General features: G+C 62.3%; 10 protein-coding genes. 5 read left to right on the top strand and 5 right to left on the bottom strand.

Annotated features, from left to right (window positions below):
* The first annotated feature begins 181 nt into the window (after nt 1-181).
* Nucleotides 182-526: a YggL family protein gene (locus tag FBY02_RS05345; protein WP_024776763.1), complete on the top strand. Its 345-nt coding sequence runs from the start codon at nt 182-184 to the stop codon at nt 524-526.
* Between the two features lie 146 nt (nt 527-672).
* On the opposite strand, the gene FBY02_RS05340 is transcribed toward FBY02_RS05345, so the two are convergent.
* Nucleotides 673-1,863, bottom strand: a complete 1,191-nt coding sequence (locus tag FBY02_RS05340) for a benzoate/H(+) symporter BenE family transporter (RefSeq protein ID WP_144924288.1) — start codon at nt 1,861-1,863, stop codon at nt 673-675.
* A gap of 254 nt (nt 1,864-2,117) precedes the next feature.
* Between FBY02_RS05340 and FBY02_RS05335 the strand changes: the two genes are divergently transcribed.
* Nucleotides 2,118-2,882, top strand: coding sequence for a GntR family transcriptional regulator (locus FBY02_RS05335; protein WP_024776765.1), 765 nt, complete (start codon nt 2,118-2,120; stop codon nt 2,880-2,882).
* Nucleotides 2,883-3,017: 135 nt separating this feature from the next.
* Here FBY02_RS05335 and guaD read toward each other — a convergent pair whose 3' ends face one another.
* The 4 genes from guaD to xdhA all read right to left on the bottom strand — a co-directional run bounded on the left by guaD (nt 3,018) and on the right by xdhA (nt 9,205).
* On the bottom strand, nt 3,018-4,316 hold the full coding sequence (gene guaD / locus FBY02_RS05330; RefSeq protein WP_178111935.1) for a guanine deaminase: 1,299 nt from the start codon (nt 4,314-4,316) through the stop codon (nt 3,018-3,020).
* Nucleotides 4,317-4,330: 14 nt separating this feature from the next.
* On the bottom strand, nt 4,331-5,173 hold the full coding sequence (gene xdhC / locus FBY02_RS05325; protein WP_144924282.1) for a xanthine dehydrogenase accessory protein XdhC: 843 nt from the start codon (nt 5,171-5,173) through the stop codon (nt 4,331-4,333).
* Nucleotides 5,174-5,358: 185 nt separating this feature from the next.
* Nucleotides 5,359-7,758 carry a xanthine dehydrogenase molybdopterin binding subunit gene (gene xdhB / locus FBY02_RS05320; protein ID WP_144924279.1) on the bottom strand — a complete coding sequence of 800 codons (2,400 nt, stop codon included), beginning with the start codon at nt 7,756-7,758 and terminating at the stop codon, nt 5,359-5,361.
* Nucleotides 7,751-9,205, bottom strand: coding sequence for a xanthine dehydrogenase small subunit (gene xdhA, locus FBY02_RS05315; protein ID WP_144924275.1), 1,455 nt, complete (start codon nt 9,203-9,205; stop codon nt 7,751-7,753). Before xdhA ends, xdhB begins: the two co-directional genes overlap by 8 nt.
* A gap of 393 nt (nt 9,206-9,598) precedes the next feature.
* Here xdhA and FBY02_RS05310 point away from each other — a divergent pair, with 393 nt between their 5' ends.
* The 3 genes from FBY02_RS05310 (at nt 9,599) to zipA (ending at nt 14,821) form a co-directional block, all read left to right on the top strand.
* Entirely contained in the window at nt 9,599-10,258 is a 660-nt protein-coding gene (locus tag FBY02_RS05310) for a GntR family transcriptional regulator (RefSeq protein WP_047701474.1), read from the top strand.
* Between the two features lie 2 nt (nt 10,259-10,260).
* The gene (smc, locus tag FBY02_RS05305; RefSeq protein WP_144924272.1) at nt 10,261-13,749 is read left to right on the top strand and encodes a chromosome segregation protein SMC; all 3,489 of its coding nucleotides are present in this window, start codon (nt 10,261-10,263) and stop codon (nt 13,747-13,749) included.
* Nucleotides 13,750-13,978: 229 nt separating this feature from the next.
* The gene (gene zipA, locus FBY02_RS05300) at nt 13,979-14,821 is read left to right on the top strand and encodes a cell division protein ZipA (RefSeq protein ID WP_144924269.1); all 843 of its coding nucleotides are present in this window, start codon (nt 13,979-13,981) and stop codon (nt 14,819-14,821) included.
* The last annotated feature ends 11 nt before the right edge of the window (nt 14,822-14,832 follow it).

The following is a 14,832-nucleotide window of genomic DNA, read 5'->3' as shown; positions in this document are numbered from 1 at the left end:
ACGTCCTCAACGGTCAGGAAAGTGTCGGCATTATGCCCCAAGGCGCACCGGATGGGCCGTGCCTGAGCCCATTCATGAGGCAATTTTTTACCGACGGTAGGCCGATACACCCGATCAACCGGGCAATCGTCGCACCAAACTGGTAAAGTGCCGGCCGTTATTACTGATGAGGATTGTTCCAATGGCGACTAACCGTTCCCGGCGTCTGCGCAAAAAACTGTGTGTGGATGAGTTTCAAGAGCTGGGTTTCGAACTGAACCTGGATCTCAAAGAAGATCTGGACGATGAGGCGATTGACGCTTTCCTCGACGCTTTCCTGAAAGAAGCCATGGAAGCCAATGGCCTGGGCTACGTCGGCGGCGACGACTACGGTCTGGTTTGCCTGCAGAAGCGTGGCTCGGTTTCCGAAGAACAACGTGCTGCCGTTGAAGCCTGGCTCAAGGGCCGCAGCGAACTGACCAACATGACGGTCAGCCCGCTGATCGACGTGTGGCACCCGGACATGCCGATCAACGCCAAGGCGTGATGTCCTGAACCGGCAGCCCGATTGGGCGCCGGTTTTTTTGTGCCTGGCTTTTGAGGTTGGTTGCTCTCTCGGCCTCTTTCGCGCTCCCACAGGGTCCCTGCGAACCCTGTGGGAGCGGGCTTGCTCGCGAATCTTTTAAGAGACTGTCAGGCGCTGCGCCAATTCAGAATCAGCAAAGTCAGCACCCCCGCCACAATCCCCCAGAACGCCGAGCCGACAGAAAACAGCGTCAGCCCCGACGCCGTGACCATGAAGGTGATCAGCGCCGCTTCCCGTTCCCTGGTTTCGCTCATGGCGATGCTCAAGCCGTTGATGATCGACCCGAACAGCGCCAGTGCCGCGATGGACAACACCAGCTCCTTGGGCAGCGCCGCGAACAACGCCGCAAGAGTGGCGCCGAATACCCCGGCAATTCCGTAGAAGATCCCGCACCAGACCGCTGCCGTGTAGCGTTTGTTGCGATCTTCGTGAGCATGGGGGCCGGTGCAGATGGCGGCGCTGATGGCCGCCAGGTTGATACCGTGGGAGCCGAACGGCGCCAGCAGCAGCGAGGCGATGCCGGTGCAGGTGATCAGTGGCGAGGCCGGTACGTGGTAGCCGTCGGCCCGGAGCACGGCGATGCCCGGCATGTTCTGCGAGGTCATTGCCACCACGAACAGCGGAATGCCGATGCTGATGGTGGCGGCCAGGGAAAAGTGTGGCGTGGTCCAGACCGGTGTGGCGACTTCAAGGGCAAAGCCGCTGAAGTCCAACAACCCCATCAGGCCTGACAGCGCGGTGCCGATCAGCAGCGCCGCCAGCACCGCGTAGCGAGGCGACAGGCGCTTGACGATCAGGTAAGTGAAGAACATCCCCAGCACCAGGCCGGTACGATGCTGGGCAGCGACGAAAATCTCACTGCCGATCTTGAACAGGATGCCCGCCAGCAACGCTGCCGCCAGCGACGCCGGAATGCGCTTGACCAAGCGCTCGAAGCTGCCGGTCAGGCCGCAGATCGTCACCAGCGCCGCGCAGGTGATGTAGGCGCCAATGGCCTCGCCATAGCTCACGCCGCCCAGGCTGGTGATCAGCAGTGCCGCGCCGGGTGTCGACCAGGCGATGGTGACCGGCGTGCGATAGCGCAACGACAGGCCGATGGAGCACACTGCCATGCCAATGGAGATCGCCCAGATCCACGATGAAATCTGCCCGCTGGTGAGCCCCGCCGCCTGGCCGGCCTGGAACATCAACACCAGGGAACTGGTGTAACCGGTCATCATGGCGATGAATCCGGCGACGATGGCCGAGGGCGAGGTATCGGCCAATGGGCGAAGTGGCGCGGTCGTGACTTCGGTCATGGTGAGTGGGGATCCTTGGATAGATTATGTACCTGTGGGAACAAGGCCATAGGTGTCACAGATTGAGGGTTTAAGCCTAAACTCAACCCAGTGAGCAATTGCAATACAGCCAAGCCCGCAAACAGCCGTACAGTCGTGTTGCCATCAGAGGTTGTGTACAATCGCCGTGTTTTTTACACGATACTTGCCAGCGATCCGCTGTGCCGTATTACAGTCACGGTCAATTCGCCGCAGTTCTCCCGACCCGAGTGCCCATGAACGAACAGTTGCAGCCCCTCAAGAAACAACCGCGAGCAGGTAAAGCCGGCCGCAGCGGAACCCAGGACGATATCGTCTATGCACATATCTTCGAGGCCATCCTCGAACAGCGACTGGCGCCCGGTACAAAGTTGAGCGAAGAGGCGCTGGGGGAGATTTTCGGGGTCAGCCGCACGATCATCCGCCGGGCGTTGTCGCGTCTGGCCCATGAGGGGGTGGTGTTGTTGCGGCCTAATCGCGGCGCGGTCGTTGCCAGCCCGAGTGTCGAAGAGGCTCGCCAGGTGTTCATGGCCCGGCGTCTGGTGGAGCGGGCGATCACCGAACTGGCGGTGCAGCACGCTACCGCCGAGCAGCTTGCCGAATTGCGCCAGATGGTCAGCGACGAACGCGACAGTTTTTCCCGTGGCGATCGTGGCGCCGGCATCCGCCTGTCGGGTGAGTTCCATCTCAAACTGGCCGAGGCGGCCAGGAATGCCCCGCTGATCAGCTTCCAGCGCAGCCTGGTGTCCCAGACTTCACTGATCATCGCCCAGTACGAAAGCGGCAACCGGTCCCACTGCTCCTACGACGAACACACCCAGTTGATCGATGCCATCGAAGCCCGGGATGCCACGCTGGCAGTGGACTTGATGATGCATCACATGGATCACATCGACAGCAAGCTCAACCTCGACGAAGAGGGCGCGTCGGATGATTTGCATGCGGTGTTTTCGCATCTGCTGCAGAGCAAGAAGCCTGGGCGGTCGACGGCCAAGCTTTGATTGAATCAGTGGTACCCGAGTCGTGCCCTTCGCGAGCAAGCCCGCTCCCACATTCGACCGCGTTGTTAAGTCATACGCTGAACAAATGTGGGAGCGGGCTTGCTCGCGAAAGCGGCCTGACAGGCGATAGATAACCTACCGCTGATGCACCAACCTGCCAGCCGCATAGGTCTGCGCCACCGTCCGGTCATCCCCCAGCGTCATCAACACGAACAGTCTCTCGGCAATGTCCCTGGCCTGCTTGAGGCGATAGCTCAGCAGCGGCGTAGCGTTGTAGTCCAGCACCAGGAAATCCGCATCGGTGCCTGGTTGCAAGGTGCCGATTCGATCTTCCAGGCGCAAGGCCCGGGCGCCGCCGAGGGTCGCCAGGTACAGCGATTTGAACGGGCTCAGCCGTGCGCCCTGCAACTGCATCACCTTGTAGGCTTCGTTCAGGGTCTGCAGCAGCGAAAAGCTGGTGCCCCCGCCGACGTCGGTGCCTAGCCCCACGTTGACCTTGTGCTTTTCGGCCATCGGCAGGTTGAACAGGCCACTGCCCAGGAACAGGTTCGAGGTCGGACAGAACGCGATGGCCGAACCGGTTTCGGCCAGGCGTGCGCATTCGTCGTCGCACAGATGCACACCGTGGGCGAACACTGAACGCTCGCCGAGCAACTTGTAGTGATCGTAGACGTCCAGATAGCCCTTGCGCTCGGGAAATAGCGCCTTGACCCATTGCACTTCCTGCAGGTTTTCACTGATGTGGGTCTGCATGTACAGGTCCGGGTATTCCTCCAGCAACTGAGCCGCCAACGCCAACTGCTCCGGCGTGCTGGTCGGGGCGAAGCGCGGGGTCACGGCGTAGTGCAGGCGGCCCTTGCCGTGCCAGCGCTCGATCAGCGCCTTGCTCTCGGTGTAGCTGGATTCGGCGGTGTCGGTCAGGTAGTCCGGGGCGTTGCGATCCATCATCACTTTACCGGCGATCATCCGCAGGTCGAGCTTCTCGGCTGCTTCAAAAAAGGCATTCACCGATTCCGGGTGCACGCTGCCGAACACCAGGGCCGTGGTGGTGCCGTTGCGCAGCAGTTCCTCGATGAAAATATCGGCCACGGCTTCGGCGTGGGCCGGGTCGGCGAACTGGCGTTCGCAGGGGAAGGTGTAGGTATTGAGCCAGTCCAGCAGTTGTTCGCCATAGGCGCCGACCATGCCGGTCTGCGGCAGGTGGATATGGGTGTCGATGAACCCGGGGGTGATCAGTGCGTCCGGGTAATGGGCGATTTCGATGTCCGCCGCCAGGCTCGGCAGCAGGTCATGGGCGTGGCCGAGGGCGCTGATCTGACCGTTTTCCACCACCAGCAGGCCATCCTCGAAATATTCATAAGAGGCTTCGAGGCCGACCTCGGCCGGGTCGGCGAGGCTGTGGAGCAGGGCGGCGCGGTAGGCTTTGCGTGTCATGGGCATGGGCAATCTCAGGAGTTGGCTTGGCTGCGGCGCGAAACCGGCAGCAGCTTGGCGATAGGTTCGGCGCGAGCGGTGTGCTGGCCGAAATCCGCGTTATAGGTGGCGATGATTTCGCCAGCGATGGAGATGGCGATTTCCACGGGCAACTTGCCTTTGACTTCGCCAATGCCCATCGGGCAACGCATGCGTTGCAAGGTGCCGCTGTCGAAGCCGCGATCGCGCAGGCGGTGTTCGAACTTGACCCGCTTGGTCTTCGAACCGATCAGGCCGAAGTAAGCGAAGTCGTTGCGCTTGAGGATCGCCGCGCTCAGCTCCAGGTCGAGCTGATGGTTGTGGGTCATAACGATGCAATAGCTGCCGGCGGGCAGGTCATCGACTTCATCCAGTGGGTCTTCGCTGACGATTCTCTCTACGCCGGGGGGCAGTTGTTCGGGAAACTCGGCTTCCCGCGAGTCGATCCAGCGCACCCGGCAAGGCAGGCTCGCCAGGAGCGGCACCAGTGCCCGGCCGACATGACCGGCGCCGAACACGGCGATCTGCGCCTGGACCTGGCCCATGGGTTCGAACAGCAGCACGGTCACGCCGCCGCAGCACTGGCCCAGGCTGGCGCCGAGGCTGAAGCGCTCCAGATGGGTATTCTGCTGGCCGCTGGCGAGCATGTTCCGGGCGATTTCCATGGCCTTGTATTCCAAGTGCCCGCCCCCGATGGTGTCGAATGTCTGGCTGGCGCTGATGACCATCTTCGAGCCGGCGTTGCGCGGGGTCGAGCCGAGTTCTTCGATGATCGTCACCAGCACGCAGGGTTCGCCGCGGGTTTGCAGGTCGGCGAGGGCGCTGATCCAGTTGTACATGTTCACCTCGACTGATCGTTCCCACGCTCTGCGTGGGAATGCATCTCTGGACGCTTCGCGTCCGCTTTTCAACATTCTTTGTTGTCTGTTCGGGCCTCATCGCGAGCAGGCTCGCTCCCACATTGGGCCGATGTTCACAATTCCCTGTGGGAGCGAGCCTGCTCGCGATTGAAGGCGCGACGGTCTTAAAGCGAAGCCACTTCAGTCTCAGGCTCGACCGTCTGCATGGTCTTCAACCCACGCATCTGCTCACAGCCCCACAGAACCCGCTCCGGCGTCGCCGGCGCATCGATTTTCGGTTGGTGCCTGTAGTCTCCAAGGCTCGCCACGGCATCCTTGATCGCACACCACGCGGCGATGCCGAGCATGAACGGCGGCTCGCCCACGGCCTTGGAGTGGAACACCGTGTCTTCGGGGTTTTTGCGGTTCTCCACCAGCCGGACCCGCAGATCCAGCGGCATGTCCGCCACGGCCGGGATCTTGTAGCTGGCCGGGCCGTTGGTCATCAGCTTGCCCTTGTCATTCCACACCAGCTCTTCCATGGTCAGCCAGCCCATGCCCTGGATGAAGCCGCCTTCGACCTGGCCAGTGTCGATGGCCGGGTTCAGCGAGGCGCCGACGTCGTGGAGGATGTCGGTGCGCAGCATCTTGTATTCGCCGGTGAGGGTGTCGACGATCACCTCGGCACACGCCGCGCCGTAGGCGTAGTAGTAGAACGGCCGGCCACGGGCCTGGCTGCGGTCGTAGTAGATTTTCGGGGTCTTGTAGAACCCGGTGCTCGACAGCGAGACCTGAGCGAAATACGCCTGTTGCACCAGTGCCTCGAAGGTCAGGATGTGATCGCGGACCCGCACATGGCCGTTGTGGAATTCGACGTCTTCTTCACTGACCTTGTACTGGCGCGCGGCGAATTCCACCAGGCGCCGCTTGATGGTTTCGGCGGCATTCTGAGCGGCCTTGCCGTTCAGGTCGGCTCCGCTGGAGGCTGCGGTGGGGGAGGTGTTCGGCACTTTGTCGGTGTTGGTCGCGGTGATCTGCACCCGGTCCATTTCCACCTGGAACACCTCGGCTACCACCTGCGCGACCTTGGTGTTGAGGCCCTGGCCCATTTCGGTGCCACCATGGTTCAGGTGGATGCTGCCGTCGGTGTAGACGTGGATCAAGGCACCCGCCTGGTTGAGGAAACTGGCGGTGAACGAGATGCCGAACTTGACCGGCGTCAGCGCCAGGCCCTTTTTCAGGATCGGGCTGCCTGCGTTGTAGCGACGGATCGCTTCGCGCCGCTCGGCATACTGGCTGCTTTCTTCCAGCTCGGCGGTCATTTCCTCGAGCATGTTGTGCTCGACGGTCTGATAGTAGTGGGTGACGTTGCGTTCGGTCTTGCCGTAGTAGTTGGCCTTGCGCACCGCCAGCGGATCCAGACCCAAGTGCCGGGCGATGGCATCCATCACCTCTTCGATGGCGACCATGCCTTGGGGGCCGCCGAAACCACGGTAGGCAGTGTTCGAGGCGGTGTTGGTCTTGCAGCGGTGGCCGTTGATGGTGGCGTCGCCCAAGTAGTAGGCGTTGTCGGCATGGAACATCGCCCGGTCGACAATCGACGCCGACAGGTCCGGCGAGCAGCCGCAGTTGCCGGCCAGTTCCAGGGCGATGCCGTGCAGGCGTCCGCGGCTGTCGAAGCCCACGTCATATTCGATGTAGAAGGGGTGGCGCTTGCCGGTCATCAGCATGTCTTCGACCCGCGGCAGGCGCATCTTGGTCGGCTGGCCGGTGAGGTGTGCGATCACCGCGCACAGGCAGGCCGGGCTGGCGGCCTGGGTTTCCTTGCCACCGAAGCCGCCACCCATGCGGCGCATGTCTACCACCACTTTGTTCATCGACACGCCCAGCACTTCAGCCACCAGTTTCTGCACTTCGGTGGGGTTCTGGGTGGAGCAGTAAACGAGCATGCCGCCGTCTTCGGTGGGCATCACCGAGGAAATCTGGGTTTCCAGGTAGAAGTGTTCCTGGCCGCCGATGTGCAGCGAGCCTTGGATGCGATGTTCGGCACTCGCCAGTGCGGTGGCGGAATCACCCCGTTGGTGGGTGTGGCTGTCGAGCACGAAATGCCGCTTGCGCAGGGCTTCGACCACGTCCAGCACCGGCTCCAGGTCTTCATACTCGATGATCGCGGCCATCGCCGCCTGGCGTGCGGTTTCCAGGTCCCTGGCGGCAACGGCCAGCACCGGTTGGCCGACGAATTGCACGTCATCAATCGCCAGCAGCGGGTCACCGGGCAGCAACGGACCGATGTCCTTGAGACCGGGAATGTCGGCGTGGGTGATGGCGATGCGCACGCCTTCGAAGGCGTAGCACGGCGTGGTATCGATGCGCAGGATCCGGGCGTGGGCGCGGTCCGACAGCCGTGCGTAAACGTGTAGCTGGTTAGGGAATTCGAGGCGGTCATCGATGTACTGCGCTTCACCGGTCACATGCTTGGCGGCGCTGTCGTGCTTGACGCTGCGACCGACGCCGGTGGTCAGGTCCCGGGCGAACAGCTCGGCCAGCTCGGCTTGGGTCTTTTCTACGGCGTGATGGTTAGACATAAGCGGTCACCCGAGTCTCGATGTGCGGCGTTTGCAGTTCGATGAAGTATTTGCGCAGCAGGTTGCGGGCGCCGAGCAGGCGGTATTCCTTGCTGGCGCGAAAGTCCGACAAAGGCGTGAAGTCTTCGGCCAGGGCGGCGCAGGCGCGCTCCAGGGTGCTGTCGTTCCACGGCGCGCCGATCAGCGCGGCTTCACAATGCTTGGCACGCTTGGGGATGGCGGCCATGCCGCCGAAGGCCACGCGGGCATCGCGGACCACGCCGTCATCGATGCGCAGATTGAACGCCGCGCACACTGCGGAGATGTCATCGTCCAGGCGCTTGGACACCTTGTAGGCACGGAACGCCTGTTCGGCGCTGGCCCGGGGCACGATGATCTTTTCGATGAATTCGCTTTCCCGACGGGCGGTGACCCGGTATTCGATGAAGTAATCCTCCAGCGCCAGGGTGCGACGGACCTGACCCTTGCACAGCACGATTTGCGCGCCGAGGGCGATCAGTAGGGGCGGCGAGTCACCGATGGGCGAGGCGTTGCCGATGTTGCCGCCCAGGGTGCCCTGATTGCGGATCTGCAGCGAGGCAAAGCGCTGCAGCAGTTCACCGAAGTCCGGGTACTCGGCTTTCAGGGCCTCGTAGCAATCGGACAGCGTGGTGGCAGCACCGATTTCCAGACGGTCGTCGAAACGCTCGATGCGTTTGAGCTCGGCGACGTTACCCACATAGATCATCACTGGCAGGGTGCGATGGAACTGGGTGACTTCCAGGGCCAGATCAGTGCCGCCGGCCAGCAGGCGCGCTTGGGGGTAGGCGTCGTAGAGATCGGCCAGGTCGGCCACGGTCAGCGGCACCAGGCAGCGTTTGTCGCCGCAATTGAGCTCGCCGGTTTCTCTGGGGACGATGGCTTTGAGGCGGGCTATGGTCTCGGCCTCGCGGGCGTCGAACTGGTCCGGTTGCTTGCCGCAGCAGGCCTGCTCGGCGGCGGCCAGGATCGGCCGATAGCCGGTGCAACGACACAGGTTGCCGGCCAGGGCTTCGTGGGCTTTGTGGGCGTCGGGTTGCTCGCTGTTTTTCTGCAGGGCGAACAGCGACATGACGAAGCCTGGTGTGCAGAAGCCGCATTGCGAACCGTGGCAGTCGACCATCGCCTGCTGGACGCTGTGCAATTGACCCTGGTGCTTGAGGTCTTCGACGCTGATCAGTTGCTTGCCGTGCAGGGACGAGACGAAGGTCAGGCACGCGTTGAGGCTGCGATAGCGAATGCGCGAGCGGCCGCTTTCGTCCGTGTCCAATTCGCCCACCACCACGGTGCAGGCACCGCAGTCGCCGCTGGCACAACCCTCTTTTGTGCCGGATTTACCAACATGCTCGCGCAGGTAGTTGAGCACGGTCAGGTTCGGGTCCAGGGTGTGCTCGTTACGGAGTTCCTGGTTGAGTAAAAACTGGATCACGGAAGGCCTCGCAGATTCATTATTGTTGTATCGACGTAGGCCGAATTTAGCAGGTCTGACTTTTCGGTCAACGTTTTTCTGACTTAAGGGTCAGGAAATTCGTTTTGTCGATTAACAACAGGTTTGGATATTGGCCCGCTGGCGACGTTCTATATCCTTCAGTTAAGCGCAAATCCCCTGTGGGAGCGGGCTTGCCCGCGAAGGCGGCGTTCCTGTCGGAGAATTTCGTGCGAACGGTCCGGCCTCTTCGCGAGCAAGCCCGCTCCCACAAGTCCCTGCCAGTGAAAATTTTGCTTGAATCGTGCCAAAAACCGGGTGCAGGCCCTGCGCCATGACGTATCGAGTGCGCTACACTGCGCCGCTTGTGCAGATCGAAGAGTTTGAAGGACAACCATGACGTTCAAGGCCCCGGACAGCCTCGCCGAGCAAATCGCCCATCATCTCGCCGAACGCATCATTCGCGGCGAAATGAAGCCGGGAGAGCGTATCCAGGAGCAGAAGGTCACGCTGGCGCTCAATGTCAGCCGCGGCTCGGTCCGCGAGGCCTTGCTGATCCTGGAGCGACGTCATCTGATCGCGATCCTGCCGCGCCGTGGCGCCCACGTCACCGAGCTCACCGAACATAACGTGCGCAGCCTCTGTACGCTGATGAGCGAGCTGTACATCCTGCTGGGCAACGCCGTGGCCCATGGCTGGCGGGATTCGGCCGACATGGCGCCGTTTCTGCAGATCCAGCAGCGCCTCAAGGAGGCCTTCGCGCGCCAGGACATCCGCATGTTCGTCGACGAAAGCTTCAGTGTGATGCGTGCGGCCTACCCATTCGCCAACAACCCGTACTTGCAGGAAACCGTCGAGAACTTGCAGCCGGCCATGAGCCGTGCCTATTTCCTCGCCCTGGAACAGCGCAAGGCCGAGATGAGCGAGTTCCTCGACCTGTTCCAGCGCCTGCTTGTCGCGGTGCTGGCTCGTGACCTGCCGCAGATCCGCATTGTGCTGACGGCCTACTGCCAGCGCAGTTGCGATCTGGTGGTTGCCGCCCTGACGAAGGCCTGAACGTGCGCCTCAAGTGCATCAAGCTGGCGGGGTTCAAGTCCTTCGTCGACCCGACCACGGTGAACTTCCCCAGTAACATGGCGGCGGTGGTCGGGCCCAACGGCTGCGGCAAGTCCAACATCATCGACGCCGTGCGTTGGGTGATGGGCGAGAGTTCGGCCAAGAACCTGCGCGGCGAATCGATGACCGACGTCATCTTCAACGGCTCCACCAGCCGCAAGCCGGTCAGCCAGGCGAGCATCGAGTTGGTATTCGATAACTCAGACGGCACCCTGATCGGCGAATACGCGGCCTACGCGGAAATCTCCATCCGCCGCAAAGTGACCCGCGACAGCCAGAACAGTTACTTCCTCAACGGTGCCAAATGCCGACGTCGCGACATCACCGACATCTTCCTCGGCACCGGCCTGGGGCCGCGCAGCTATTCGATTATCGAACAGGGCATGATCTCCAAGCTGATCGAGGCCAAGCCCGAAGACCTGCGCAACTTCATCGAAGAGGCCGCCGGTATCTCCAAGTACAAGGAGCGCCGGCGCGAGACAGAGAACCGCATCCGTCGCACCCACGAGAACCTGGCGCGCCTGACCGACCTGCGCGAAGAGCTCGACCGTCAGCTCGAACGCCTGCACCGCCAGTCCGAGGCCGCGCGCAAATACCAGGAATACAAGGGCGAGGAACGCCAGCTCAAAGCCCAGCTCTCGGCCTTGCGCTGGCAGGCGTTGAACGAGCAGGTCGGCCAGCGCGAGGCGGTCATCGGCAACCAGGAAGTCAGCTTCGAAGCCCTGGTGGCCGAACAGCGCAATGCCGATGCCGCTATCGAGCGCCTGCGGGATGGCCACCACGAGCTGTCCGAACGCTTCAATCTGGTGCAAGGGCGCTTCTATTCGGTCGGTGGCGACATCGCCAGGGTCGAGCAGAGCATCCAGCACGGCCAGCAACGGCTGCGCCAGTTACAGGATGACTTGAAGGAAGCCGAGCGCGCGCGCCTGGAAACCGAGTCTCACCTGGGGCACGACCGTACCTTGCTGCTGACCCTGGGCGAAGAGCTGGACCGGCTCACGCCGGAGCAGGAGATCACCAGCGCCGCCGCCGAAGAAGCCGCTGCAGCGCTGGAAGAGGCTGAACTGACCATGCACGGCTGGCAGGAGCAGTGGGACCGCTTCAACCTCACTTCCGCCGAACCACGGCGTCAGGCCGAGGTCCAGCAGTCGCGCATCCAGCAGTTGGAAACCAGCATGGAGCGCCTGGCCGAGCGCCAGCGTCGCCTGGCCGAAGAGCGTGCGTTGCTCGCGGCGGACCCGGAAGACGCGGCGATCCTCGATCTGAGCGAGCAGTTGGCCGCCAGCGAAGCCACGCTCGAGGACTTGCAGGCCAGCGAAGACGCTCAGGTCGAGCGCCTCGAACAACTGCGCCAGGCCTTGCAACTGGCCCTTCAGAATCAGCAGCAGGCCCAGGGCGAGTTGCAACGGCTCAACGGGCGTCTGGCCTCGCTGGAAGCCTTACAGCAAGCCGCGCTGGATCCGGGCACCGGCACCGCCGAATGGCTGCGCGACCAGCATCTGGCCGAGCGCCCGCGGTTGGCCGAAGGCCTGAAGGTCGACGCCGGTTGGGAGCTGGCGGTGGAAACCGTGCTGGGTGCCGATCTGCAAGCGGTGCTGGTGGATGATTTCGCCGGCTTCGACCTCTCAGGGTTCACCCAGGGCGACCTGCGCCTGCTCAGCCCGGCCGGTGACGGCGTGCGGATACCGGGCAGCCTGCTGGACAAAGTCGAGGCCAAGGTCGATCTGTCGCCCTGGCTCGGGCAGGTCAGGCCGGTGGAAAACCTCCAACAGGCCCTGGCGCTGCGCGGGCAACTGGCGGCGGGCGAGAGTCTGATCAGCCGCGATGGCTATTGGGTCGGCCGGCATTTTCTGCGGGTGCGCCGGGCCAGCGAGGCCGAGAGTGGCATGCTCGCCCGGGGCCAGGAGATCCAGCGTCTGGGCGCCGAGCGCGACGAACGCGAAGCCAGCGTCGAGGCCCTGGAAACCGAATTGCAGACTCTGCGGGCGCAGCAGCGTCAACAGGAAAACGGCCGCGAACACCTGCGCCGGCTGCTGCAGGACGAAGCACGCCAGCAGGGCGAGCTCAAGGCACAGCTCTCGGCCGGCAAGGCCAAGGCCGAACAGTTGGCCTTGCGTCGCACCCGATTGGAAGAAGAGATCGCCGAACTGGGCGAGCAACGGGCGCTGGAGCACGAACAGATCGGCGAGGCGCGCCTGCAACTGCAGGAAGCCCTTGATGCCATGGCCCTGGACACCGAGCAGCGTGAGCTGTTACTGGCCCAGCGCGACAGCCTGCGCGAACGCCTCGACCGGGTGCGCCAGGAAGCGCGTCAGCACAAGGACCATGCCCATCAGTTGGCGGTGCGCCTGGGCTCGCTCAAGGCACAGTACGACTCTACCCGCCAGGCCCTCGAGCGTCTGGAAATGCAGTCCGAACGCCTGACCGAAAAACGCGAACAGTTGAGCCTGAACCTGGAGGAGGGCGAGGCGCCGCTGGAAGAGCTGCGTCTCAAGCTTGAGGAACTGCTCGACAAGCGGATGAGTGTCGACGAAGAACTCAAGACGGCGCAGATCGCCCTGGAAGACGCCGACCGCGAGCTGCGCGATGCCGAGAAGCGCCGTAGCCAGGCCGAGCAGCAATCCCAACTGATTCGCGGCCAGATGGAACAGCAACGCCTGGAATGGCAGGCCCTGACTGTGCGCCGCAAGGCCTTGCAGGACCAGCTGCTGGAGGATGGCTACGACCTCAACGGGGTGCTCGCCACCCTGGTGGCCGGGGCCAATGAGAAAGACGCCGAGGAAGAGCTGGAGCGCATTGCTGCGCGGATCCAGCGCCTGGGTGCGATCAACCTGGCGGCCATCGACGAATACGAGCAGCAGTCCGAGCGCAAGCGTTACCTGGACGCCCAGGACGCTGACCTGGTGGAAGCGCTGGAAACCCTGGAAAACGTCATTCGCAAGATCGACAAGGAAACCCGCAACCGCTTCAAGGGTACCTTTGATCAGATCAATGGCGGTTTGCAGGCGCTTTTCCCAAAAGTTTTCGGTGGCGGCAGCGCTTACTTGGAACTGACGGGCGAAGATCTACTCGATACTGGGGTGACGATCATGGCGCGTCCTCCCGGAAAGAAGAACAGCACCATTCATTTGCTCTCTGGTGGTGAAAAAGCGCTGACCGCGTTGGCCCTGGTATTTGCCATCTTCAAGTTGAATCCGGCGCCGTTCTGCATGCTCGACGAAGTCGATGCGCCCTTGGACGACGCGAACGTGGGCCGCTACGCGCGCCTGGTAAAGGAAATGTCCGAAACGGTGCAGTTCATCTACATCACCCACAACAAAATCGCCATGGAAATGGCCGATCAGTTGATGGGCGTGACAATGCACGAGCCGGGCTGTTCGCGACTGGTTGCGGTGGATGTCGAGGAGGCCATGGCGATGGTAGACGCCTAGCGGCGAGCGGCGAGCTTCAAGTGGCAAGCTGCAAGCGATGCAGCTTCAGCTGTAGCTTGTAGTTGCTGTTATGTAGCTTCAAGCTGTGGGTCATGCTAGTTTAATGTCAATTTTTCGTGTGCGTGGGCAAAACGCCATTCAGAACATAGAGTTGGCGCCACGTTTTAAAGCGGTTTGCAAATAGCTAAGCCCCTTATTTTTCAGCATTTTTATAGAGGCACGGGATTACATGGAAATCGGTCTGCGCGAGTGGCTGATCGTCATCGGCATCATTGTCATTGCCGGTATTCTTTTCGATGGCTGGCGCCGCATGCGCGGCGGCAAGGGGAAACTCAAGTTCCGCCTTGATCGCAGCCTGTCGAACCTGCCGGACGACGATGACAATACCGAGCTGCTGGGCCCGCCCCGGGTGCTGGACACCCACAAGGAGCCGCAGCTGGACGAGCATGACCTGCCGTCGGTGAGCGCGCCGGTGCGCGAACCCCGTGAGTCGGGTTCCAAGCGTGGCAAACGCAACAGCGAACCGTCCCAGGGTGACCTGAACCTCAACCTGGACCTGGATGGCGGCCCGAGCTTCAGCAGCCGCGACGATTTCCCGGACGAGAGCAAGGTGTCGAGCAGCGACAAGGAACAGGCCCAGGCTGAAGAAGTCCTGGTGATCAGCGTGATCTGCCGCGATCCGGCTGGCTTCAAGGGCCCTGCGTTGCTGCAGAACATCCTGGAAAGCGGCCTGCGTTTCGGCGAGATGGATATTTTCCATCGCCACGAGAGCATGGCCGGCAACGGTGAAGTGCTGTTCTCCATGGCCAACGCCGTCAAGCCAGGGGTGTTCGACCTGGATGACATCGATCATTTCAGCACGCCGGCGGTGAGTTTCTTCCTTGGCCTGCCGGGCCCGCGTCATCCCAAGCAGGCCTTTGACGTGATGGTGGCGGCGGCTCGCAAGTTGTCCCAGGAACTCAATGGCGAATTGAAGGATGACCAGCGCAGCGTACTGACCGCACAGACCATCGAGCACTACCGCCAGCGCATCGTTGAATTCGAACGCCGGGCATTGACCCAGAAGCGCTGAGGCTGCCGGCT

This window comes from Pseudomonas sp. SJZ078, from assembly GCF_007828255.1.
Lineage (GTDB): Bacteria > Pseudomonadota > Gammaproteobacteria > Pseudomonadales > Pseudomonadaceae > Aquipseudomonas.
The sequence above is the reverse complement of the archived record's forward strand: the minus strand, read 5'-3'. Positions and strand labels throughout refer to the sequence as shown.